Source organism: Rhodanobacter sp. L36, from assembly GCF_009765755.1.
Lineage (GTDB): Bacteria > Pseudomonadota > Gammaproteobacteria > Xanthomonadales > Rhodanobacteraceae > Rhodanobacter.
The window spans coordinates 1-25,125 of the sequence record NZ_LMUV01000011.1 but is presented as its reverse complement, the minus strand read 5'-3'; the positions used below and the strand labels follow the sequence as shown (position 1 = coordinate 25,125).

17 protein-coding genes are annotated in these 25,125 nt (G+C 56.3%); 4 read left to right on the top strand and 13 right to left on the bottom strand.

The window, feature by feature from the left end:
* Positions 1-107 precede the first annotated feature (107 nt).
* Positions 108-539: a hypothetical protein gene (locus tag GSQ73_RS09730; RefSeq protein ID WP_158883493.1), complete on the bottom strand. Its 432-nt coding sequence runs from the start codon at positions 537-539 to the stop codon at positions 108-110.
* Between the two features lie 326 nt (positions 540-865).
* Positions 866-1,063 (bottom strand): hypothetical protein, encoded by a 198-nt coding sequence (locus GSQ73_RS09725; protein ID WP_158883491.1) that lies wholly within the window; start codon positions 1,061-1,063, stop codon positions 866-868.
* 1,174 nt (positions 1,064-2,237) lie between these two features.
* Here GSQ73_RS09725 and GSQ73_RS09720 point away from each other — a divergent pair.
* Complete coding sequence (locus tag GSQ73_RS09720; protein WP_158883489.1) at positions 2,238-3,821, top strand: tetratricopeptide repeat-containing sulfotransferase family protein; 1,584 nt, start codon at positions 2,238-2,240, stop codon at positions 3,819-3,821.
* Positions 3,822-4,461: 640 nt separating this feature from the next.
* Here the strand turns inward: GSQ73_RS09720 and GSQ73_RS09715 are convergent.
* From GSQ73_RS09715 to GSQ73_RS09705, 3 genes are all read right to left on the bottom strand, one after another.
* Positions 4,462-6,846 (bottom strand): protease pro-enzyme activation domain-containing protein, encoded by a 2,385-nt coding sequence (locus tag GSQ73_RS09715; RefSeq protein ID WP_158883487.1) that lies wholly within the window; start codon positions 6,844-6,846, stop codon positions 4,462-4,464.
* Positions 6,847-6,985: 139 nt separating this feature from the next.
* On the bottom strand, positions 6,986-9,382 hold the full coding sequence (locus GSQ73_RS09710) for a protease pro-enzyme activation domain-containing protein (RefSeq protein WP_158883485.1): 2,397 nt from the start codon (positions 9,380-9,382) through the stop codon (positions 6,986-6,988).
* A gap of 402 nt (positions 9,383-9,784) precedes the next feature.
* The gene (locus GSQ73_RS09705) at positions 9,785-10,792 is read right to left on the bottom strand and encodes a helix-turn-helix domain-containing protein (protein ID WP_158883483.1); all 1,008 of its coding nucleotides are present in this window, start codon (positions 10,790-10,792) and stop codon (positions 9,785-9,787) included.
* Between the two features lie 508 nt (positions 10,793-11,300).
* Here GSQ73_RS09705 and GSQ73_RS09700 point away from each other — a divergent pair.
* Positions 11,301-11,633: an SOS response-associated peptidase family protein gene (locus GSQ73_RS09700; protein ID WP_254063367.1), complete on the top strand. Its 333-nt coding sequence runs from the start codon at positions 11,301-11,303 to the stop codon at positions 11,631-11,633.
* A 283-nt stretch (positions 11,634-11,916) separates the two neighbouring features.
* Here the strand turns inward: GSQ73_RS09700 and terL are convergent, their stop codons facing one another.
* From terL to GSQ73_RS09680, 4 genes are all read right to left on the bottom strand, one after another.
* The gene (gene terL / locus GSQ73_RS09695) at positions 11,917-12,540 is read right to left on the bottom strand and encodes a phage terminase large subunit (protein ID WP_158883481.1); all 624 of its coding nucleotides are present in this window, start codon (positions 12,538-12,540) and stop codon (positions 11,917-11,919) included.
* A gap of 576 nt (positions 12,541-13,116) precedes the next feature.
* Positions 13,117-13,812: a class I SAM-dependent methyltransferase gene (locus tag GSQ73_RS09690; RefSeq protein WP_254063366.1), complete on the bottom strand. Its 696-nt coding sequence runs from the start codon at positions 13,810-13,812 to the stop codon at positions 13,117-13,119.
* A gap of 6 nt (positions 13,813-13,818) precedes the next feature.
* Positions 13,819-14,418 carry an NADPH-dependent F420 reductase gene (locus GSQ73_RS09685; RefSeq protein WP_158883479.1) on the bottom strand — a complete coding sequence of 200 codons (600 nt, stop codon included), beginning with the start codon at positions 14,416-14,418 and terminating at the stop codon, positions 13,819-13,821.
* Between the two features lie 71 nt (positions 14,419-14,489).
* The gene (locus GSQ73_RS09680; RefSeq protein WP_158883477.1) at positions 14,490-15,224 is read right to left on the bottom strand and encodes an SDR family oxidoreductase; all 735 of its coding nucleotides are present in this window, start codon (positions 15,222-15,224) and stop codon (positions 14,490-14,492) included.
* Between the two features lie 109 nt (positions 15,225-15,333).
* Here GSQ73_RS09680 and GSQ73_RS09675 point away from each other — a divergent pair, with 109 nt between their 5' ends.
* Complete coding sequence (locus GSQ73_RS09675; RefSeq protein WP_158883475.1) at positions 15,334-15,702, top strand: helix-turn-helix domain-containing protein; 369 nt, start codon at positions 15,334-15,336, stop codon at positions 15,700-15,702.
* Positions 15,703-16,664: 962 nt separating this feature from the next.
* Here GSQ73_RS09675 and GSQ73_RS09670 read toward each other — a convergent pair.
* Positions 16,665-17,678: an RHS repeat-associated core domain-containing protein gene (locus GSQ73_RS09670; protein WP_158883473.1), complete on the bottom strand. Its 1,014-nt coding sequence runs from the start codon at positions 17,676-17,678 to the stop codon at positions 16,665-16,667.
* Positions 17,675-22,819 (bottom strand): hypothetical protein, encoded by a 5,145-nt coding sequence (locus GSQ73_RS09665; RefSeq protein ID WP_158883471.1) that lies wholly within the window; start codon positions 22,817-22,819, stop codon positions 17,675-17,677. The genes GSQ73_RS09670 and GSQ73_RS09665 overlap by 4 nt, the downstream gene beginning before the upstream one ends.
* A 223-nt stretch (positions 22,820-23,042) precedes the next feature.
* On the opposite strand from GSQ73_RS09665, the gene GSQ73_RS09660 reads away from it, so the two are divergent.
* Positions 23,043-24,029: a HAMP domain-containing sensor histidine kinase gene (locus tag GSQ73_RS09660; protein WP_158883469.1), complete on the top strand. Its 987-nt coding sequence runs from the start codon at positions 23,043-23,045 to the stop codon at positions 24,027-24,029.
* Here GSQ73_RS09660 and GSQ73_RS09655 read toward each other — a convergent pair.
* Entirely contained in the window at positions 24,006-24,440 is a 435-nt protein-coding gene (locus GSQ73_RS09655; RefSeq protein ID WP_158883467.1) for an EF-hand domain-containing protein, read from the bottom strand. The genes GSQ73_RS09660 and GSQ73_RS09655 overlap by 24 nt on opposite strands.
* 17 nt (positions 24,441-24,457) lie before the next feature.
* A partial coding sequence (locus tag GSQ73_RS09650) for a TIGR03032 family protein (RefSeq protein ID WP_158883465.1) occupies positions 24,458-25,125 on the bottom strand: 668 nt, incomplete at its 5' end.

Sequence of the window (25,125 nt, the reverse complement as noted above, 5' to 3'; positions counted from 1 at the left end):
TACGGCGCTCCACCAAGCACACCGGAAGCTCCACAGAGTCCACAGCCTTCGGTCTCGTGTGATGGCTTCAAATAACTACAGCTAACCTTTCCTTGTCGATGTGCGCGTCATCCGGTGCGTTTGTGCTGTTCTGTTCGTGCTGTAGCAGATAGTTCACCGCGTTGACGTATTCCCTCGAAATCCAGACGCTGGTTCTTGTCCGTATCGAATGCCGACATCGGCGGTGCCGATGCGCCGGCGTGCTTGACCAATGCCAAGTGCGCGTACTCCGCCGCATCCAGGCTACCGCTCCTGTCGGTGTCCAGCGCTACAAACTGGTCGTGCAACCGATGCAACGCGGCATCCGACTGAAGCTTCTCCCAGCCCGCGCTGAACTCAGCCGGCGACAGCGTTCCGTCGTGGTTCGTGTCCCATTGCGTGAAGAGCGCATTCGGTCCACTGGCTTGCGACGATGCCGACGTCATCGGCGCCTTGACCGGAGTCGTCGATGAGCGTGGCTGAGTCTGCAACGCAATCGCTGCGATCGGCATCATGGTCATGCAGAGCGCCAGATTCATTTTCGCCAGGTCATGCTCATGCGCTCACATCCTGCGTCGGCGGTTCTGTTTCGAACGTGATCAGGTCGCGAAAACACGAATTGGTTTCTGTCACGGATGGTCCCGTATCGATGCAGAGCCTTCGTTTCGTCCACTTCTTCCACGGCTGGCTGGCAAACGGCTTGCACGCTCAGCCAGACCAGCACCGCCGCGTATTGAACGCGATATTTCAAAGCTCTTGGACCACCGCCGCCGATGCCCACAACAGCGACGGGAAGAACACCGCTCCGCTGTCGGACTCAGATTGGCCAGTGCGCCACGATCAGAATTTAACCGATCGACTGGGCAGACTCGGCAAGGATCAACTCCACCATGCGATGAATTTGGGGCTCGGTCAAAGAGGCTGCTAGATATTTGCTCCATAGCCAGTCAATTTCATCAGCGCGGCTTGTGTGCACACGATCTGTCTCGTCGGCTATCTCTTGAACAGGCGTCGACAGCGACTGATCCGGAGAGTTTGTGTCCATGCTCATCACCTAAGGAAACAGTGACACTGACGCGTCGTTGGTTTTGCGCCAAGAGTCAGTAGGACTTCATATGTGGGCCATTTCGCGCGACGGTCGGCGGGGCTTGCGTTGGCGCCACCGATGAAAACTTTCATAAGGATGAACGCCTCGCGGCCTTCGAGTGGAACTTAGAGTCTGAAATTTTCAGCTCTGAGCGATGGGAATTTGTTTCAGCCATGCCACTAAGTATCAGACTGGCGATATCCCTATAAACGGTCCGATCGCATCGTTTAGGCCCGGGTACTGACAAACCTTGCCGTCAATCTCGAGTATCAGCATGTTACCGGCAGTCGTGGTGTGTGAACCCCGAATGACGACGTCATGGCTCGATCCGTTTGCCAAGAGAATTAGATATTTCTTGCCGAGCGCCATTGATACTGTCAGATGCACCTGAATCATCTTCTTAGTTTTTCCCGAACGGATGAGGCCTAGCAATGGCTAAGGCTGCGGCAGCTAACAACACGATGCCTGTATCTGACATCAGTTCGAAGCGGAATCAGGAGGTTGCTCTGACGATCGGCCGTCTTTGTTACTGAAAATTTGATGTCTGCATTCCGCCCATTGATTAAAATCAACTGCGAATGCACGAGTATGGGTCGAAAGATTCTGGCAGCGTCCTGCCGCCAGCAAATGATACAAGACCAACTTACGCTTGAATGCTACGTCGTGCTGCACGCATCGCAATGACCCACTGAAAACAGATTTCCTCTGTCAAGAATCTGTTTTCCTACCAGCTTGTTGCCCAACCCTTGTCACAGTAGACTTTTTTGCACTTGCCACGCAATGGAAATAGACGTTTATACTTCTATCCTGATAGAAACATATCATTTCATCGGCTGACGAAAAGAGGTCCAAACGGTCAGCGTTGGATTTAATATGTAAATATGGTTGAGACAGAGGGCGCGGTTCCTCAGCGCGGTGTGACGCCATCGCGTTTAACAAACTAGTTTCGTGGTCCCACACCATTCAATATGTGCAGGAACAAGCTTGCAACGCATTTGCACCAAGGTATGGCTTTCTTCCCTAAAACTATCTTCTCGCCATTTTTAATCAGCTCCGAGAATCCTGCGAATCTTCTTTCGCTGAAGATTCGCAGGTGTAACGTATTTCTTGCATTCTTCTCCACGAGAACACGATGGACCATCTTGCCTCGCACAACTTGCATACCCAGGCGATTGCCGAGTTCACGCAAAAAAACTGGCAGCGCGCTTACGAGTTATCGATGCAGTTCCAGCAAAAGGAGCCCGACCATGCTGGCTCCCGCTATATTGCCGGGCGAGCCGCGGTGGAGCTGCAACATTGGCCGCAAGCGCTGGTCCATTTGCGCAGAGCAACCCGGCTCGATATGCATCGTGCCGATTACGCCGCGCATTGTGCGAAGGTTCTTTCCATCACGAACATGCCGGGCGAGGCGTTGCGTATGGCTAATCGCGCCTTCAACCTCGCCCCAACCGATACGCAGTTGTACGAGATCCTGGGCATTGTTTACACGCGCTCGAATGTGCTCGAACGTGCTGTCTGCGCTTTCGGGCGAGCTGTCGAGCTGGCGCCGACCAACGCAGTGTGCCGCTACAACCACGCAACCACCCTGATGTATACGGGCGAGAGTGAGGCAGCCGAAAAGGAATATGAAGCATGCCTGGCACTTGACCCAACCTACTGGAGGGCTCATTTCAGCCTGCCGAAGGTGCGCAGGCAGACGCGGGAGAGCAACCACATCGACACCATGCTCGCGTTGGCGCATAAACATGCAGACGACAGCAAGGCGCTGATGAATCTGCATATGGCGCTTGGCAAGGAATACGAAGACCTTGGCGACTTTCCGCAGGCTTTCGCCCATTTCACTAGGGGCAAAGCCTCCGTCGGGAGTACGCGTACGAATTCCGCCCTCCATGATCAAGCTATGGTCGACGCCATCATGCGAATATTTCCAGAGCCGTGGTCGCCGCCACGAGGCTTTCCCACCGGCGAACCTATTTTCGTTATGGGTCTTCCACGCACAGGGACCACCCTTGTGGAACGAATCGTCTCCAGCCATCCATACGTCCATTCCGCTGGCGAACTGCCAAATTTTGGAGTTGCCCTCAAGCAGGCAGCGGGCACACACACGCCCGCGCTACTGGATTTGGAAACGCTCGAAAAGAGTCGTGATTTGCGTTGGGATCGTCTGGGCGAAAACTATCTGAACAGCACGCGCCCGATGACCGACAACAAACCACGTTTCACCGACAAGCTACCGCATAATTTTTTCTATGTTGGACATATCGCCAACGCGTTACCCAATGCCAAGATCATCTGCTTGAGACGCAGCCCTCTGGATACCTGCCTCAGCAATTTTCGCGAACTGTTTTCGCACGGTTCTGAATTTCACGACTATTCGCTGAACCTGCTCGACACCGGCCACCACTACCTCCAATTCGACCGCCTGATGGCCCACTGGAAGAGCGTCCTGCCCGGACGCATATTGGAAGTCGAGTACGAAGCATTGGTGGAAGAACAAGAATTCAACACCCGCCGAATTCTGAAACACTGCGACCTGCCGTGGCACGCCTCCTGTCTTCGGTTCGAAGAGAACAATGCCGCCTTGAGCACGGCCAGTGTCATGCAAGTACGCGCGCCGATGCATCGCCATGCGCTGAAACGCTGGAAGAATTACGCACCCCAGTTGACGGAATTACGAGCACTGCTCGAAACAGCAGGCGTGGATTGTGGTTCCTAGGAGCCAGCTCAAGAACGAGGCACAACTGCAGAACGCCTAAAAGCTGCGGCGTATTTCACCAAAGGGTGGAGATGCAGTTCGCATTGGTACGCGTGCGTGAGTTCGCCTCACAGTGGCTTGCGTGTCGGCGGAGCATCTCAGAAGAAGGCATTGAATGTGGCGCGCGACCCGTAGCTAGAAGCGAAAGACGTATGGAGGCTGACCTCAGCAAATCGGAGAAACTATCAGAAGATCATTCAATGCTTGGATGAACCCTGCGCTTGTCATCGTGACGCCAATTGGTTTCCCAAGCACATCACACACCTGAATATTCGGATTACCTAACTTCAATACGACGAATCGGGTGGGAAGATAAAAGCCTACCCCCAGAGCGCACGGGGCTCGACGAAGCGGATAGGAAACCCCGGTGGAAAACAGCCGGTAAACCACCGAAGGGTCCGTGGTCGAATGCGCGCTGGGGGTAGCTGGTAAAAGCGAAGGGTTGAATCGTCAAGGTATGCAATGTCGAGCCGACTCATCCCAAACAGCCTCCGGCATTACCAGATCGGAGGAGACCTACGTTCGCATCTCGAGTACCGACTTATTAAAACAGCTATGTTAAGGAACACGGCTGCCTGCAAAGGCAGCCGTGTTTCCAATTTCACTGAACAGAAGCGGCAGGCGCATTGACGAATGCACGCCAAGCCACCAGCAGGTTGCGAGCATTCACCGAACCAAGGCCCGAGGCAAAGCTCCAGCCTGGCTGCGCCGAATACGCCTTGGTCGTTGGCCCGTAATTTTGCGGGTCCAAGCTGGTAAGGCCAAGAGTGACAGGGCCCAAGTTGAAGATTTTATCTTCAAGCAAATTATTAATGCCGCCATAAAAGTAACAGTTTGTCGTTGGGGCTGTCTGGGCATCAACAACGGTCAAGCACTGGCTGGAAATAGTGCCGCGAACGATGTTGTGAAAAACGCAGCCGGCACCGGCGTCAAGGTTGCCGTTGTCTACACTGGCGCAGGCGGCCAGACTATCCGGAACGGGCCCTTGGCCGGTGCCATATTCCTGGCCCGCGAGCGCATACAGGGTTGGCGCGGAATTGCCCTGATCAGCCTGAAGTCCGCGCTGGGCGATCCCCTGATCAATCAAGGCTTGAATACCCGCCATCAGCGGCGCGGAGAGCGACGTGCCTTCGACCGTTTCCACCTGCGTCGAAAAGGTCGGGCTGCATGGGTAGAAGTGCTTGCATATGACGGTCGTTGTTGTCTCGCCGTAGGAACCGGCGAACAACGCCACATCTGGGAGATCGCGGGATTGGTCTTGAGCGGCATTCTGCACCATTCTCTGCCATGCGGGCTTGGCATCCACGCTAGATGGACCACCACTGCTTGCCTCGGAGGTTATGGTGTAACCATCGGGATCGGCATGCAGGTACAACTTGCACAAGTCAATCGCACTTGTGAGACCCCAGACCGACTTAGCGACGATGCCATTGCCACAACTCGCATTCCAGGGGATCTCCGGGACGTAGCCCTTGGCGGTGCCAAAGTCCACGTTGCCATTGCCGTTGAAGTAGGAGCTCGTGGTGCCGTCCCAAATGTCCGCAGTATCGGTGCCGCCCACGGCGGTATCGTGGGGCGAGCTGCCAAACGCGTTGGCATCAATTCCCTGACCGTAGATGAAAGCTCCGTTATAGCTTGGATTGGAACCGGAATCGCCACTGGAAACGAATACCGAAATACCCTCGGCATCAGCCTGCGCCCACATCATGTCAATCGCGGTCTTGGAACCGCCATCGACGTTAGCTTCACCGGAGCCCCAACTGACACTGATGATATCCGGCCGGGCAGCTGCGTTGACCAGGTTATCGGCCGCAGTGAATGTACCCCCGAACAAGTTCGCGCTGTTGTTGAAACTGTCGCAGGCGGCAACCCAGACGTTTGCCCCCGGCGCCATCGCCGTCACATATTCCGCATCCAGAGCGGTCTCATCAAAATCAGCTTGCACACCATTGGCCGGCTCGAGGCAGTTCTTGAAGCCTGCGGCGCTGGCCTGTGGCTGGAATTGCTTGAACGTACCGCCGTAGGTGCCCAGATTGAATGTCTGGACGAAATTGGTCCAGTCGCCCGGCTGCATCTCCGCATCCTCGACCACGGCGATCGTGATGCCTTTGCCAGTAATGCCATTGTCGCGAATGCTCTTGCCGGCAGGACCCACGACTCCGTACATGTTCGCGAAGTCATTGGGCACCAGAGCGCGCGAGAATTGACCTTGCAAAGCCATCGAAATCCCTTGCGGTTGTCCGCTCGCAGACAAGTGCTTTTTATCGCCGCCTTGGCCTATGTCAAAGCGGTGCGTGCCGGCATTGAATTTGCCAATCATTGGCTTCGTTATGTACGGCTGGGGGTGGACATTATTCAAACCCAGCACACCGGCAATGACAGGCTGCAGGGCGGACGGCACACTAATATCGGTGCTATTGGCAATGAATTTCGCACCGCCTTTGGTGGTGAACTGCGTCTGTTGAGTGTGAAAGGCCTGTTTGACCTGACCGGCAGTGCCGCTGAAATCGATCTGGGATTTGTTCGGATACACCGCGTTGACGACAAAACCCTGGGAGGTCAGCCATGCGCTGACCGCAGCGATATCGCTGTCCACCACGCCAAAATTCTGGCCGTACTGCTGCGGAGTGATCCACTGATGAAAGGCAGGCGACGCGGGATCATGCTGCGCCTTGACGAGCTGTTCCAGCGCGGCCGCACGCTGCGCGCTCGGTTTCAGCACCAGCTGCATGTGACTCATGGCGGTCGTGTCGGCCAGCGTGCCGGTCGTCGTTACAGCGGACATCCGGATAGGCAGGTGAGTACGAGCGAGCGGCGCAACGAGCTGGTTGTTCACCGTCTGGGTGACGCGTGCGACCTCAGTGGTATCGATGCCCGCCAAAGCAAGTGCGTTGGACGGGCTTGTTGTTGTAGCGAATGCACAGGTAGAACCTGCCGCAAGCAGCGCCGAGATGGCTGCGCGCAGCGAGAGATGGCCGTTTTTCATGGAATATCCTCAAAGAGCAAAAGGGAAGACTGGAATACGACACCGAGCTGCTTGTGTGGTTAATACTTTTTTTGGTCCAAAGCCGATGGCGTGCGCGCTAAGGGGACATGGCGTCCAAAGACGGCCATGCCCCTGCGTTTCACAAGACGGGAGCGGCAGGCGCCTTGACGTATGCACGCCAGGCCATCAACAGGTTGCGGGCATTTACCGAGCCTAGACCCGAGGCGAAGCTCCAGCCTGGTTGCGCGGAATACGCCTTGGTCGCTGTCGCGTAGTTATACGGATCCAAGCTGGTAAGGCCTACGGTTGACGGACCTAGTCCTGCGAGGAAGATGCTGAGATTTCTAACAGTGCCGTAGTTGTAGCAGTCCGTCGTGTAGGGGTTCGGTCCCTGGAGGAAGGCATTAGTTATGCATTGAGTGGAAATATTGCCGCGGACAATGTTGTGGAACACACAGCCCGCGCCGGCGTTGGGGTCGCCGTTATCCACGCTGGCACAGGCGGCCAAGCTGGCTGGAACCGGGCTCTGGCGATTGCCGTATTCCTGGCCCGCGAGCGCATACAGGGTCGGCGCCGCATTACCCTGGTTCGCCGGCAACCCACGTTGCGCGATACCTTGGTCGATCAACGCTTGAACGCCAGCCATCAACGGCGCTGAAAGCGAAGTGCCCTGGACCAGTTCCGTCGGCTGCGTAAAGCCTGCTACGCATGGATTGGCATTCGTGCAAAGTACGGCTGCCGTGGTTGGGCCGTAGGATCCGCCGAACATGGCCACGTCCGGTACATCACGAGTCTCGTCCAGCGCCGCCCCCGTGACGGCTGTCTGCCATTCGGGCTTGATATCCGTAAAAGACGTGCCGCCGCTACTGGCCTCGGAAGTCACGTACAAGCCATTGGGATCGGTGATGAGGTATTGCTTGCACAAATCGAGGGGATTGGAGAAGCCCCATGCTGCCTTGACAGCGACGTCGTTGCCACAGCTTGCATTCCAGGGAATCTCCGGGACATACCCTTTGGCAGTGCCGTACGCCACATTTTGTGTGCTATTGAAATAGGTGCTGGTGGTGCCGTCCCAGATATCTGCCGTATCGGTGCCGCCCACCGCCGTGTCGTTGGGCGAGCTGGCCATCGCGTTGGCGTCGATACCAGTTGAGTAGATCCAAAGCCCGTTGAAACTCGGATTCGAGCCGGAGTCTCCGGACGATACGAACACCGAAATACCCTCCGCATCGGCCTGCGCCCACATGGCGTCGATCGCTGCCTTGTCAGCGACAGGGACCGAACCTTCACCGTATCCGTAACTGACGCTGATGACATTCGGCCGAGCGACCGCGTTGACCAGGTTACTGGCCGCCAGGAACTCTCCACCAAAAAAGTTGCCTGAGCCGCTATCGTCGCAGGTGGCGACCCAGACGTTGGCACCCGGCGCCATGCCCGTGGTGTATTCCGCGTCCAGGATGGTCTCAAGATAATCAGTTGTAGGATTTCTTAGTGCATTCGGTTTCGGGGCAATGCAATTGATTTGGCCGCTGGGCTGCGGCTGAAATTGCGTGAACGTGCCACCGTAGCTGCCCAGATTGAATATCTGGACGAAATTGTTCCAGTCACCCGGCTGCATATCCTCATCCTCGACCACGGCAATGGTGATGCCTTTGCCGGTAATGCCGTTGGTTCGGATATTCTGGCCTGCAGGACCCACGATGCCGTACATGTTCGCGAAGTCATTGGGTACCAAGCCGCGTAAGGTGCTCCGAGTAATGGCCATCGGAATACCTTGCGGCTGTCGGGTGGCAGGCATGAGCGATGCGCCCTTTGTGGCATTGACCTGATCAAAACGGTGTGTGCCGTTGTTGAATTTGCCGAACAATGGTGCGGCTAGGCTTGGTTGTGCATGAAAGTTATGGAGGCCCAGCACGCCAGCAATAACCGGCTGCAGGGCCGCCGGCACACTGATGTCGGTGCTGTTGGCGGTGTAGTTCGCGCCGAGCTTGGTGGTGTACAGCGCTTCCTGCGTGTGGAATGCTTGATTAACTTGGCCTGCGGTGCCGCTGAAGTCGATCTGCGATTTGTTCGGATACACCGCGTTGACCACGAAACCCTGCGAGGTCAGCCAAGCACTGACTGCGGCGATATCGCTATCCACCACGCCAAAATTCTGGCCGTATTGCTCCGGCGTGATCCACTGGTGAAAGGCGGGCGACGCGGGATCATGCTGCGCCTTGACGAGCTGTTTCAAAGCCGCGACGCGCTGGGCGCTGGGCTTCAGCACCACTTGCATGTGATTCATGGCGGACGCATCGGCCAGCGTGCCGGTCGCCGTTGTCGCGTAGGCCGTCAGAAAAGGCAGATGGGTGTGCACGAGCGGCAAAACGGCTTGCTCGCTTACCGTCTGGGTGACGCGAGCGACCTCGGAGGTATTGATGCCCGCCAAGGCAAGTGCGTTGGATGGGCCCGCAGTTGTAGCGGATGCACAGGTAGAACTTGCTGCAAGCAGCGCCGAGATGGCTGCGCACAACGAGAGATGGCTGTTTTTCATGGAGTATCCTCAAAGAGCAAAGGGAAAAGCTTGAACACGACGCTAAGGTCTTGTGTGATTGGTGCTTTTGTCGCTTTTTGTCCACTACTACGCACTGGCCGACACGTTCCCAGGGTGATTTAAGTCAAAAACCCCCGACGCCGCCCCAAAGGGACGCCGAGACTCAATGCACCAATAGACTCAAACCGGCGGCGATCTACGTCATCCCGACGTCTCGCGATAAACCAGCTGAAAAGCTCTTTCCCCTGCCGGCTTGTTACCGAACCGTGGCAACAATAGGCTTGCTTTTGGTTTCAGCGCAATGAAAAGAGACGTTTATACTTCTATCTTGATAGAAAAATATCATTTCATCGCCAAACAAATGGACGTCCAAAAGTCGGGCCGTTTCGCGGGAATGAACGACTAGCTACGCTTGTCGGGCGATGCGCGTTCAGGAAACGCTTCCAGCGCTGCGCACCAGCCCAATTGAAAGCGGGTGCGGGCGTCGAAATGCTTCATGAGCTCTGAGATGCGTCGATTGAGCGTAACCGCGCTTACGCCTTCCTCAAAGGCAATGGATTTGTCGTGTACACCCGCAGCCAGTCGAGGAATCATCTGCTTCGCCGCATCCGAAAGTCGTTTGCCGGTCGCACCTTGCTCAACGGCTCCCCTCTCGCTGAACGCTAGAGGCGTTGCACGTTCCCATATCAATTCGAAAAGGGCGCAAAGTGCGTCGAGCAACGGGCTTTCTCTAACCAGCAGGATGGGGTCCGCTGAGTTGCTACCTGCATTGAGGATCAAGCCAATGCGGCGATCCATGATGAACATTTTGATGGGCAGTGTCGGAAAAACCCTCACTTCTTCACCCATGGCGGCGACGCGGCTCAGTCCCTCTATTGCACCGGGCGACTGAACGAACTCAAGGTCGGAAACGCTGCGATAGCGCAAACCCGGACGTATGGCTTCCTGATGCGAATTACTAACAGGCAGGCGTATGAACCCGAAGAGCTCTTTTTGGGCCGTTCGGTGCAGGTGCATCGTGATCTGCCACAAGGTATCGCGATTGGAAATCACCTCAACAAGTTGCTCCTGTTTTTGCCCCTGAGCATTGTCAGCAAACTTCTCCAGTTCGGCGATCTTCTGCCGGGCTCGCTCAATCTCGGCGTGGCGTTGACTGGCCAACGCCTCAATGGCCAGCCCGGGAGGCACTGCGTTATAGAGCCTTGGCTGTCCCGGCGAATGAGTCGCCAGTCCCTTGGCCTCGATACCGTCGAGCAATTGAGTTGTCTCTTGTAGTTGCACAGACAACAGTTCGGAGATATCTGTTGCTAGGGAAGCGCCGTGCGCAAGCAGCGCGCAATACAGTCGCTCTTCCAATTCGTTGATACCCAACGCCGCAAGCGAGCTTTGGGTGTAAGCCGGTGGATTCATGCACAACGCCCAGTGCTCACCAAGCCCGCATCGACGGCGCCGGAGGTTTGGAAGGAAGCAGCCAGATATGACGCCGCGCATCGGGCTTGGGTGATGATCCCGGTCACGAGTAAGCAGAGTCGTGGCAAATCGAGCTCGGCTTCGAATTTGCTAAAACTTGGTTGCGGTCGACCTGACGACCCTATCATCGAAGGAACCCCGATCCGATCATTGCGTCGCGAGGGCTCAATACTTGTAGCGGGTGCATAGCTTGACTTGCAATCAATCATGGCGATATCTCGGTGCGACCCTAGGTCATGTGTAACCCAAAGCGAAAACTGCATGTGGATCAGCTTTGCCGTCTGCTAGTACATAACCTTTGTTCAAGTGACCAACCTCAATCAACCTAGTCGGGGTGTGTGTGTTTCGAGCGCAACTCCCTGGGCACGGGCGCGTGGCATGGAAACGCACATTTGTCTGGCCTCATCCAAACTTCAGTCTAACCAAATTCTTCGATTGTCATCTCTTTGTGGCCTGTCTCTGGACCTATGTCGAGGCCGCCGGCGATGATCCCGACTTCTACACGTTCGCGACGATCACGGACGACCCACCCTTGGAGGTTGTGGAGGCAGGCCACGACCGGTGTCCCGTTCCGATCCACGAAGACGACATAGACGCGTGGCTCGACCCGAAGCCGAATGACCTCCCAAGCCTTGAGGTACCGGAAGAGGTTTCGGAGCTGCCGGCCGACGTTGCCAAACCGCAGGTCGCCGAAAAGAGTTGCTCGCGAGAACTCGCCGCGTGGCTCGCCGGCAACAACACGTCGCTGGCGATTTCGTCGTATCAGACCGAACGCGTCTAGCTGGTCGGCAGCGACAAGCAGGGACGCGTGTCGTTCTTCGAGCGTTTGTTCGAACGCGCGATGGGCAGCGTCGACAACGCGCAGCGCATTTGTCTGGGCAGCCTGTATCAGCTGTGGCGCATCGGCACAGCCCATGTCGGCGTTCGATACGGACAAGAACCAGCGTCTGGATTTCAACGAATACGTCAACGCAGTGAACTACTTGATCAAGCTCGATCGCAAGTGAACTTGAGACAGACTCCGACACTCAAACCGCCCTAGATACGCCTTTCGAGTGCTTAGCTTAGCGATCGTCGCACATCGCCTCCGCGTCTCGCTTGAGCAGTTCCCGCATAAAAACGAGATACGCCGGCTCATCGAACTCGTGATTGATCCACGCTAGTGCCTGCGAGGTGGAATCGACTTGGTCGTCGTATTTGCCATTCGGAAAGGTGGTCAGCTCTTGGATATAGCCGTCTAACCACGATGCTCGCTCCGGAAAGCGCACCACACCATTTTCAATCATCGCCGTCTGCGCATGCATGCGCATGACCTTGTCGCCGACCGGCTTCACCGCCTTGACTTGGTAGAGATGTTCCTGACGAAGCTCTTGAATCAGCTGCGTACCAGAGGCCTTGTCTTCGATCAGGATTGTTTGCGGCTTCCACACGGCAGCTTCTGCGAGTACGGCTCGTTTCAGAGCGGGATATTCCATGCGGCGCCGAACGACACCTAACAGATAAACCGTTTTATTCACGATGCCCCACCTGGTGCATACGCTGTAGTCGTAGATCTCCGTCTTTTTGTTGGCCGTATCCCACGACTGCAAGATCTGTTCGAACTGTTCGATGCCGCGATACCGATTGGGCCGGTTCGAACATGTGCGATGCGCTCCTTGGCTTAAGCGGCAGCCATAGAACTCGCTCATTCGAAATAAAAATTACAACTGACGCTGGCCCGATGTTCACCAGCGAGGCTTGGCGGGCGAACTAGATTCGAACTTTCAGTGAGACTTCTGAGCCTGAACGAAAGTCTAGTCGCAAAAAAGCCGCAGAGAGGATTCCCTGCGGCTTGTCTGTTTGGCGGGCTAAACAGAATTCGAACTCTCAGTAACACTTCTGACCCTACCCAAATTTTGGGTACAAAAAAACCGCAGAGAAAGGTCCTCTGCGGTCTGTCTGTTTGGCGGTGCTACGAGTCTCGTGCGAACTTGTCTCAACGGCCTTTTTCCCTGCTTTCAGGGAAAACAGCAGGGAATTTGGGGAAAAGAACCATCCGAGCACCATCAGGAGCGCTAAAAATAGGCCCGCCGCCTAGGAAGGCTGGGCAATTCCCTACACTTTGTTGCAGGGAATCCAAAGCGGCCAAGCAGGGAAAAAATTTAGGCTAGTAGCGAGGCACTTACAGGCTGAAACTTGCCTCGGCCTAGTTCCTGTATCCCATGCCACGCCGCCTTGGCATGCCTTCGCTTCGGTCAGGCCACATTACTTGCGATCGGCGTCCTTCAAGGCTTCACGAACCGATAGACGAACCGGTCAGTTTCGCCCTTGATCGAGGCGTCGAACACCTTGACCGAGTGCGGATCATCCTTGTTTGCGAGCAGAGTACTTTGCGCATCCAGCACGAAGCCAGCCGCCTCCACCTCCACGCGAACGGACACAGGGTCGATCCGATGCAGCGACTGGGTGTCGCTCGTGCCAGCCGCTGCTGCAGCGGCATGGTCGACGATGACGTAGAACCCACCGGGTTTGAGTTGTTCGTAGACGACTCGGTTGAAGTCGGCCGCCGTCGCACCCTTGGCCTGGATGAGCGCGGTATGGAGATCGTGATAGAACAGGTGCAGCCACAAGACATCCGCTGGTGGCGTGACGTCCGGCATCGCGACGAGGTCCGCTGAGACGGCTTCGACGTTCTCTCGGCCCGGCTCCTTCGCGAGCGCCCGCATGTTGTCCAATTGATCGGGCTTCACGTCGGCAATTTCGGTCGGCACGAAACTGTAGACATGTCCTTCGGCTCCCACCACGTCGGAGAAGAGACGCGTCCAGTCGCCGTCGCCGGGATAGACGTCGATGACGGTGGAGCCCGCACCTGCGCGTGCGAAACGGATCAATTCGGATTGCCTGGTTGGGTCGTACATCGGGATTTCCTCCATTGCGTTTTTGAATTCGACAAGCGCGCCGCGAGCGAGTCGGCGATCCACGGCTTGTCAGTCGAACTTGATCAGGTCCTTGAAGATCAGTGGACCCCAGACGTTTCCGCGCGCCTGCACAAGCAGCCCACCTTCCGAAAGCCCGCCGAGTTTGATTGGCGAGAAGCCGAGGCTTTCCGCAAGCGCGCAAACCTCTGTTGCAGCATCGTTATCGTCGCTCGCAAGAAACACGACTCTCCTGCCGCCATGGACCGCAGGATCCTGGCCAAGAACGGCAGCACCCAAATGATTGAAACCCTTGACCAGTCTTCCACCCGTGAAAACCTGCGCCACGGCTTTCGATGAAGGCTGACCTCCCAGTTCCTCAGGGGGCACGCCGTAGGCATTGGTCACATCGATGATGATCTTGCCCTTCCAGTGGGGCAGCGCCTTCGCGACATCCTGGTGAGACTCGAAACGGACGGCCAAAAAGACAATGTCCGCTTTGAGCGCTTCGTCCAGTTTTTTGGGAATGATGCCGGGCCCGATCGCGGCCGCGTCGGATGCAAAGCTTTCCGGGTCGCGTGTGGTTGCCACGGATACTTCGATGCCGTTGCGGGCAAAGGCCTTGGCCAGAGCCTGGCCGATATTTCCGAAGCCGATAATGGCGTAGCTCATGCTTTTCTCCTCGGGTTACCAAGCCCGGCAGCACTCCAGACGATCGAATGGAGTGCTGCCGGACGTATGCGTCAAAGTTGCGCCAAGCCGCCATCGACCGCGACTTCGCTGGCGGTCATGAAGCTGCTGTCCGATGACGCGAGGAACGCAGCCGCCGCCGCGATTTCCGCCGGGTCTGCCATGCGCAGGAGCGGAGTCATCGATGCGTAAACCTTCTGGCCTTCCTCGCCCAGCGCCTGCTTTGCGAGTTCGGTGGCCGTGGCCCCGGGCGACAGCACGTTGACCCGGATACCGGTGCCTTTCAGATCTTCCGCCCAGGTGCGCGCGAGATTGCGCACTGCCGCCTTGCTCGCACTGTAGGCGCTCATGCCCGGAGCACCCGTGGTGCCGGCGCTTGATCCGGTCAGGATGATCGAGCCGCCTTTACCCATCAGCGGCAGCGCCTTCTGGACCGTGAAGATCGTGCCCTTCACGTTGGTGTTGAAGTGCTCGTCGATGTGCTCGGCGGTGATCTTGCCAAGCGCAGCCTGACTTCCGGCGCCGGCATTGGCGAACACAATATCGAGCGTTCCGCGCTCGGCCTTCACCGCCGCGTAGAGTCGATCGAGATCGGCCTCATCCGATACAGAGCCCTTCACTGCCCGAGCGTTGAGTCCGAGTTCCGCTAGAGCAGCGTCGAGCATTTCCTGTCGGCGGGCGTAGATGAAGACGAATGCGCCTTCCTCGATGAAGCGCTTTGCTGCAGCGAGGCCGATGCCGGTCGCGCCGCCGGTGATCACGGCGGTCTTACCTTTCAGTCTGTTCATGTCATGTGTCCTTGGTTGAAGTTGTGCGGAAGCGGGAGCCGCTTGCTTGAGTACAAGGATGTGATCGAGATAACCTAACAACAAGTATGCACTTTTTGGTAAGTATCAAATGACGGACTGTTCTGAGAACTGTGGTGGTCGCTATTCCCACGGGCTGGCTGCCACGCTCCGCGTCATCTCGGGCAAGTGGAAGCCGCAAATTCTGTATTTCCTGCTTGACGGACCGAAGCGCTACGGCGAACTCAAGCGCACGATCCGCGGCGTCAGCGATAAGGTGCTGATCCAGCAACTGAAAGATCTGGAGGCCTATCACGTGCTGGCGCGGACCGACTACAAGGAGGTGCCGCCGCGCGTGGACTACGCGTTAACCCCATTTGGTCGCAGCCTGGCCGACGCAATCGTTCCGCTGTGCACATGGGGCACACAGAACATGGCGGAAATGGTGAGCATCTTCGCCCAGCGCGACTCTTTGCCTTAGTTCGACGCTGATGAATCGCCGACTCAGATGACTTTTCGCATTTGCGGAAGAGGCCAATCGAATTCTTTCGATCGGAGCAGAGGCTTCGCGCCGTACCTGCCCAATGCTCATTGGCTGATAACGGCGGACACTTAGAACTCGCCAACTTCAAGGTGCCAAACACAACCGTTTTAGAGGCAAAGCCTCATTGAGGTCGCAAGTCCAGGCTTGCAACGTAAACCACCTTTTGCTCCATCCGCCGGTGTCACCTGTGGCGCACTGTAACCGTGGCAACGGGCGCCGTTTGACTATAGCGAAGAATCCATCCGATTTGGATGTAATGCTTTGGGCCTGGCAGGCGAAGTGTAGGCAGCTCTTAAAGACTCACCTTCATTTCAGCTACAGCCCGTTCGACCAAGAACGAAATTTCTTCTAGCTAACAGCAAGCAACACAAACAGGTCCTTGCATCGACCGGCTGAGACTGCCGTCGAATGCGGACCTCTCTGACTTCAACGCTAGCAGCCTACTCATCGCGAGCACACGCGTTATAAACTATGAGCACGCGCGGCCAATTCGCCTTCCTTCAAGCCCGGAGCTCAGCGTCGTAACTTCCTTGATCCTTTTTCACAGTGTGTAGAACGACAGCTAGTCGCGCCAACTTGCCCCCCTTATTTCGACAGTATTGGTTCCAGGCTCGACGTTATTGGCACTAACAACGTATCCCCCTTGAGGGAATATTTTCGATAAAAGGGTATTGCTCAAAGCCACTCTGGACGGACACTGACTCTTGAATTGAAAATATGCGACATTCTTACTTTGGACGGAATATCCCGCTAGCGGAATTTTGAGTTGCCAGGACACGTTCATAAGAGTGTTTAGACCGCTCTCTTGGAAACTCGGCAAGGTCAGATCCGTCGCTTTTACTTCGACAATGCAGTCCGCTCGAAATGGGAGCTCTTTCTGATGACGGCAAGCACATAAGCTAATTGTGCATAGGAGTATAAATTCTAATCGTTTCAAATGATGCATTTTGATGCCAATCCTCTTGCAATGGAAAAGTAACGGTCCACTTATTTCCACCAGGCCCAGGTAACGCGTAATATCTGAATGAGTGGCCAGCTCCATACCCTGTCAAGCCACTACTGTTATATGTCGGGTCACTCCATTTTTGCGACGCCGATACCGACAAATAATTGCCATTTAAATCGAGTGGTCTTTGACCAACGTAAAATCCAAAGGCGTCTGTTTTGAAAGGGCCACCGACCGAATTAGCTTGGACCAAGATACCGCCGCGCGAAATGACAGATGCAGACTCTCCTTCTGTAATTTCTGCTGCGACTTTCCAGCTGGTAAAGTCGATGGCGGGCACTATATCAAAGCCGTTATTGTACCCATTAAGCTGTGCTGCTATCTGCGATGCCGTTGATGTCGGAGTATCGGTGCTTGCGCTCTGTGTCGATGTTGGCGCACCCGTTGTCGGATTAGGACTCGATTGGGGCGGCGCTGAAGATTCTGAACCGCTATCATCATTCCCTCCAAACATTGTCACTCCGACGGGATAGGCCGAATGATCGAAATCATCTGGATCGCCGGGGGCCATGCCCGTCGGATCGTCGTGGACGACCGGCCCATTATTCGCATATGCATAACGGTTGAAGCTAAACGAATTGCCTGCATCAGGCGCGACTTGATCGGTGCTTATGAACCTTCCCACATTTGGATCGTAGTATCGAGCCTGCATATAGACGAGCCCCGACTCTGGGTCGTTCACATGGCCCGAATACCCCGGTCCATTTGGCGCCCCACTCATGCCACTCGCCGTCGACGCCGCACCATAGGGCGCGTAGTCAAACTTCGCAGTAATCGTACCGGTCGCATCCGCTTCCGCCAGTGGCGTGCCATGTGGATCGGTGTAGACGTAGGTGACTGAACCTGCATGAGTCGTCCTCCCAAGGCCCAGAAGTACCGCCGCCGACATGATCAAAGCGAGCTTCATGGTGTGCCTCCCTGACGGACTGCCGTGGCCGTGTTTCCACACTTGGGAATGCCGGGTTGCATGCCACTCGTCTTGACCGCCTCGGACGAGCAAGTCACCACAGTTACAGTGCCGGAATTTGTCCACCCTGAGCACCCGGAAGCATTACAAGCCTGCGCTGAATACACGTACGTGCCTGCAAGAACCAATTGGGTAACACTGGTTGCAGTACCCGTGTAAACCGCTGTGACCGGATTTGACGCTATGCTGGTAGTGGTTTTTTGAACGTTATAACTGGTCGCTCCACTTACCGAGGACCAGCCAACAGTGAAGCCACATCCCGGGCCTTGATAGCAAGCTGTGCTTGGTACCGAGACTAATGCAGGCGCCGCGGGTACGCGTAAAACGCTTATCGACGCCGTCGTACTCCATGGCCCACATCCGGCGACGTTGCAGCCTTGCACGTGATATCCGTACGTACCGCTACCCTTGCCGCTGATGGCATCGCTGGTCGCACCGGTTCCCTGTATAGTTGCCCACGCGCCACCATTCACTGCTTCCTGCAGCGTATACGTCGCAGAGCTTGCCACTGCACCCCAACTGACCGAGTAGCTGCCAGTGCTACTGGTGGCTGGTATCGTCAACACCGGCGCGCTGGTGGGGGGGCGCGTCACCGCCACTGCACTGCTGAGCTTGAACGCGCTGCAGCCGCCCGCATTGCAGGCCTCTACTTGGTATGTATAGCTGCCGGAGGTAGTTTCACTGACGCTAGCACTGGTTGCCGCACCGCTGTAAGCGGACGTCCATGCGCCGGTGCCCAGACGATGCTGAAGGGTGTAACTGCTTGCCGTGGCACTGGCCGACCAGCTCACCGCCACTGTGCCTGTACTGGTTGTCGGCACGGTAAGGGTTGATGGTGTGACCGGTATGAAGAGCACGGTAGTGGTCACGATGTTGCTCCAAGGAGTGCATGCGCTAGCGCTGCATGCCTGCACCTCGTAGGAGTAGCTACCATTGCTTTTGCCAGTGATAGCGCTAGCGGTAGAGCTTCCGTTCAGGATCGATGTCCAGGTTCCACCATTGTCTTGCTCTTGCAAGTTGTAGCCTGTGGCGCCGGCAAACGTCGACCAACTCACCGTAAAGCTACCGTTGTTACTGAGCGCCGGTGCGCTGATCGTGGGCGCGTTATCGACATTGCGCGCGACTATCTTGCTGCCGAGGTAAATAAAGTTGGTCGAAACAGGTCCCGGACCGTTCTGGTACATCAATTGCCCGGCCTGGTTGTAGAAGTAGTAGGTATCCGCACCGGCCGAGGTCTTCTTCACCCGACGACCCGCCGCGTCGTACTGGTAGCTATCGGTGCCGACGATCTGGGTAAGTTGGTTTTTCTGATCGAACAACAACGTGATCCCGTTCTTGGTCGCCACGTTGCCGCGCGGATCGTAGGTGTAGCTGGCGGTGAGTGCGCCGCTGATGCCTGTCAACTTGTTACTCGTGTCGTACGCGTAAGTCGCGGTCTGACCGTTTGTCTGCAGCGTGCGCAGGTTGTTAAGTGCGTCGTAGGTGTACGCCTGCGTACCCCATAGACCCGAGGCGGTTGCGCTCGTCAACCGGTTTAGCCCGTCATAGCCGAAAGCCTTGCTGCGTGGACCACCCGAAACCAGATCGGTCACGGTGGTGATGTTGGCGTTTTGGTCGTAAACCAGGTCTTCGCTCAGCTGCGCCGCGCTGCTCGGTCCATAACTGAAGTTGCTCAGCAGTTGCCGGGTGTTTTGCTCGGCGGCATAGCCAATGCCATTGCCGTAGACAAATCCCGAGACTTGCCCGTTGGGGAAGTATTCGACGCCACTGACATAGCTGCCGGCCTGGGTCGGGCGACCGAGCGCATCTGGCACGTAGCTAACATTTTCGCCGTCAGGGTAGTGAACAAAGCTGAGGCTGCCGTTGGCGTCGTGCGCATACCCGATCGCCCAGGGACTTTGGCTGCCCACTTGCAGACTTTCGCCGGTGAGCATGCCGCGGAAGTTATAGGTGCCACTCCAAGTGTTATCTCCCGAGGCTGCATTAGTCACGGCGCTGGTCATGCGGCCGACCGAATCGTACCCATAGGTGGTGCTCTGCGTACCAGCGGGCGGCACAATCGTCTTGAGGCGATTCATCGCGTCGTAAGTAAATGTGGTCTGCGAGCTCGTGGGAACCGTTTCCTTGCCACATGGGCTGGACCCGGGCGGAACGGTAAACCCTGACACACTGAACCGTATGTTGTTGGCGCCGTCGTAAGCCATTACGGTGTCACCGCTCTCCGGCTCAGTCGTGCGGCACAGGCGGTGATAGATGTCGTAGACCATGGTTTTGCTGAGACTGTCGCTCTCGCTACCATATAGCCCTGACTGCGTGATCGACGTCGGACTGCCGTAGATGTCGCGCGCAATGATCTGGGTAATGCCACCCGGTGCATCAACCCAGATAACCGCGTCATAACTCGGGCTGTCGAACACCTGATAACCGGTGGTAGTGACGTTGCCCTTCGGATCGGTGACCTGTTGTTCTGCACCGGGTGGATACTTGGTGCCGGTTGTCAGAGTGCCTAGCTCCGAGGTCTGCTGGATCTGTGTAACGCGCTCCAATGCATCGTACGTCGTGATGCTGCCTGCGATGGTGGGCGTCGGCGTGTATGTCAACGCCGTGGCGCTGGGATAAGCACTGAAAACCTTCTGCCCTTTGAAGTCATACGTGGTCAGCGTGCTGGCCTGCACCGTGCTGCCGATGTCGCTATCGCTCAGCACAGGACGCAACATGGCGTCAAAGTAGGTCACCGTGTTGGCGTTGCCAGTGGTGACGGTGCGCTTCCAATGGTTGGCAGCGATACCGCGCTCCGCACTGGTCACAAAGTTATAGGAGAACGTTTCCGGCGCCCACGCCACCTCGTCACCGGCGGAATAGATGATGCCTGTGACCCGCCCAATCGCATCGTAGCTGTAACTGGTGGTGTGACTGGCTTGGTCAGTGATGCTGGAAACCTGCCCAAGATCGTCAACGATCAGCGTCTTACTGGTGCTATCCGGATAATTGATGGTCTGCGGAATGCCGCGTTTGTAGTTGCCCAGCGATGTTGTCTTGCTGTTGCCATCTGTGAAACTGGCCAGCTGACCAGCGCTGTTGAAGGTGTAGCTCATCAGCGGCTGGCCGAAACGAGAGTGAGTAAGCAGCGTGTCGTTGGCTATATAGGTGTTGGCTGATTCGATATCGCCGGTGCCAAGGTTAGTCACCTGCAGTGGCAGACCTAGCACCCAGTAGCTGGTGTCGTTGAGATACGACGTCGTCTCTTCGATTCCTCCGACCTGACCAGTGATCGAGCTGTACCGCTTGACGTCGGTCGGCTGGGCATAAGCGTTGAACCCAATCGCTTGCCAAGTGTACGTATCACCACTCTGCGTGATGACGCGTTGACTCATCGGCGACAGTTCCGTGACTTGTGTTTGATTGTCCCGGTACAGCATGTCGGCTCCGTAAGCGGCAGGCCATGGACCGCCTACGGGATTGGCATACGTATTGACCTCCGAACGCATCAAGGTGCCGCCCGCTGCTCCGCTGTAGTAATCCGTTCGGTTGAGCTGGCCTTCCGTGGCATCGAAGCGATTGCTATAGGTATAGCGGGTGTCGTTCCCTTCGGGATCCACGACGTCGGTGTAGACAGTGCTGACACACGTATCGCTCGTTGCGCAGGTGTCAGTGCCCCAACTCTGGTTTGCCGGCGAGTAGCTGTAGCTCCAACTTTGCGCAGGCATACCCGGACCTGACAGTACTTCGGCCGTAATGGCAGGTTGAATAGACCACTCCGGATAAAGTGCCGAAGGTGCGGTCCCGTTATCGAATCCGTAACACGATTTAGGTGAGTACGAACGGCCGCTTAGTTTCATGCCGAAGCTAAATGTACCCGTCAGTCCGGAAGGTGTGGTTATCGTCCCAGCAACCTCACCTGCTACGGGGTAAGTAAAGTATGGAAGCTGGTCAAGCTGACAATTGCTGTTCGATACATTGAAGGTCATTGGGCCAAGAGGCAGGTTGTATGACCAGGCACTTCCATCGGGCAGTTGCACGCCCGTCAGACCAGACCCATAGGTGTAAGTCCAGGTACGTGATGCTACGTTGGTAGCTTTAGCAGTGATCGTGTGGATCAACGGCGAACCGGATACATAGGCAACATCCACTTCGCGACCATCGCTCGCGGTGATGCTAGAGAGATAACCCGAGCTAGGATCGTAGTTATAGGTCAGCGTATTGCCGAAGCGATCCTGGATCTGCGTGACGTACATCAACGCATCTTCTCGGTCCAAGATTCCGATGCCTCCCGGAGCGCCAACCATTGGCGACGCACTCTGTGCCGAAGCGCCGCTCGATTTGGCGAGATGGGTAACGTCAGGGGTTAACTCACCTGCGCCTACAATCCGGTACCAAGGACGATAGACGAGATGAGCAAAGGTATACCGCGTGCCATCGGGTGCGATTGCTAGGAATCCTTCTCCACCATCGCTCGCAGTGACTCCGCAACCAATCATCCAGTTGTTCTTGGTGACAACCGAAAAACTCTTGCCGCTGATGGTAGGCGACAGCGAATTGGCTGCTGTGCGTTGCATCAAAAGTTGTTTACCTTCGCCCGGCACCAACAGGTTGTATCCGTACCACCATTCATCCGGCACCCAGCCCCCCTCGCTGGATGTGGAAGCAATACCGGGTGGCATGTTGAACGTGGTGCATCGGTTCGTCGTACCCACCGTTGAAGTCGCCCCCCCTACCCCTGTCTGCCAGCCTAACTGGGTTGCCACCAAAGTTTCGATGCGAGGGATGTCCAAATCCCAGTTACCGAGAGGGAGTTGCGGACTAGAAGTCGGAGTGTCGTTGATCCACTCGAAATCCTGCGCAGTTCGTCCCACGGTGATGCTCGGACCATTGCCGCGCAAGGAAACGTCGGTGACGTTGAACGAGAAGCTGCCGTCGTACAGGTTGACGTTTTCGCCGAACGGATGCTCACCTAACGGCTGAATGCTCGGATCGACTTGGATCAGCTTTTGATATTCCTGATCAGGCGTCGACTGGGCATAGCACCCAACGGATAGAACCAACAGCACTGCCGCGAGGCAGATCCCTTGCCAAGTACGCATCTACGTTCCCCTCCGACCCGGCGTTGCGCTCAGGCGTGAATCAGGGTGCGACCGCACTAAGAGCATTGTCAACATGTAAGTTTTTACGACAGATCACTGGGGACTTATGCAATCTCGTTCGAGACACGATCATTCCAAAGACTGCGTACAACGCGCGCGCAAACGAACCCTTTCCAACGCTCCACCCAGCTCTGCGTCTAAAATTTCTGGTTCAAGCGCGGCGATGTCCGTCAAGCACGAGATCAGCGGACCATCCCACAACCCGCTTGTGGTCGGGGAACCCAAGCTGAAGTTCTATGCGGGCGTCGTTTTAAAAAGGCCCGACGGCCTTCCCATCGGCACGGTCTGCGTGTCGGCTACCGTCACGCGGAACTTGGACACCAGTCAGCTCGACGCACTTCGTGCACTGGCTCGCCAAGTCATGGTGCAACTTGAACTTCGAAAGTTACTCAAGGGCAGTGAAGAGACTAGCCAGTACCGTGCAAGGCTTCTGGCTGCTGTGAGTCATGACCTACGAAGTCCGTTGACCGTGGCGATGCATTCGGTCAAAAAAGCGAGGACCGATGCAGCGCCAGCCCAGATGAAGTATCTGGACATGGCGGACGAGTCGATGGAGTCCCTCAAGCAAGGGTTCATCCGTATGCTCCCGGCTGGAAGTGGCAACTCGACATTTTCGCTTGCAGCCTTTGGAGACACAGATCTTGGCGCCATCTTCGACGCTGTCAAAACGATTGCAACGCCTGCCGCCAAACGAAAGCAGATTGATGTTCGGATGGTTCAACCCCGTCTGCATGTGCTGACAGACGCTGCACAACTCGAAACGTTGATAGGCAACCTCGTTGCCAATGCGGTGAAATACACACCCAAAGGTAATCGGATCTTGCTTGGGTGTCGGCGTCGAAAGACTCGTATTGAAGTGCAAGTGATCGACACTGGCATTGGTATGGAGGTCACTGAGATTGACTCGATGTTCGAAGCTTTTCGGCATGCGGACTCACACTCAGAAGGGCTCGGTCTTGGCCTTTGGCTCGTCAGACGGACTGCTGAAGCCTTGAGGATGGACATCTCAGTACATGCTTCTCGAATCAACACCAAATTTGCTCAATATGTTCGGCACGTGGAACTTTATGGTGTCACCGGTAACCGCCCTTTCCAAGGCTATCTGAAGTGTATGATTACAACAGTTCTATTTTCTCTGTTCGTGCTGTAGCAGGTAGTTCACAGCGTTGACATATTCCTTGAAATCCAGACGCTGGTTTTTGTCCGTATCGAACGCCGACATGGGCGGTTCTGAAGCTCCCGCGTGCTTGATCAATTCCAGATGGGCGTACTCCGCCGCATCCAGGCTGCCGCTCTTGTCGGTGTCCAGGGCTGTAAATTGTTCGTGCAACCGATGCAGCGCGGCATCTGACTGAAGCTTCTCCCATCCTGCGTTGAACTCAGCCGGCGACAGCGTTCCATCGTGATTCGTGTCCCATTGAGTGAAGAGCGCATTCGGTCCACTGGCTTGCGATGATGCGGGCGTCATCGATGCCTTGATCGGAGTCGTCAATGAGCGTGGCTGAGTCTGCAACGCGTTCGCTGCGATCGGCATCATGACCATGCAGAACACCAGGTTCATTTTTCGCCACGTCATGTTCATGCGCTCACATCCTGCTTCGGCAGTTCTGTTTCGAACGTGATTAGATCGCGAATCTCCGGCGTACGCAGACCGACCACCATCGGGTTGCGCACGTTCGGCAGAAAGCACAGGTCGAAGATTTCGGAGATGTCGCCTTCGAAGCGGATCCATTGCAGCACGTCGCCGTTGGTGAGTGAGACGATCTGCACGCCGCACCACGGTTCGATGTCGCGCTTGATCAGTTCCGCATCCAGTTGCAGGCCTTCGAAACGCTGATTGCGCGGCTTGGACAAGCCCACTGCCGCGGTGTTGCCGGTGATCGAGAGGCCGCGCGCGAAGCCCGGCAGGAACGCCAGCGGCACGAACGATTTCGTCGCGAAGTCGACCCAGCCGAGCTGGCCGGTGCCGGCATTGAGCAGCCACAGCTTGCCGTTCGCCCAGCGCGGCGAGTGCGGCATCGAGAGGCCTTCGCAGACGATCTCGTTGGTGTCCATGTCGATCACCACGCCGCCTTCGCTGCGTCGATCGCGCCAGCCGTCGACACCATCGCTCTTGCACACCGCGGTGACATATTTCGGCGCGCCATCCACCATCGCCAGGCCGTTGAGGTGGCAGCGATCTTCCGGTGCGAGCTTGCTGATGAAGTCCGGTTTCCAGATCGCCTTGAAGCTGTGTGTCTGGCTCA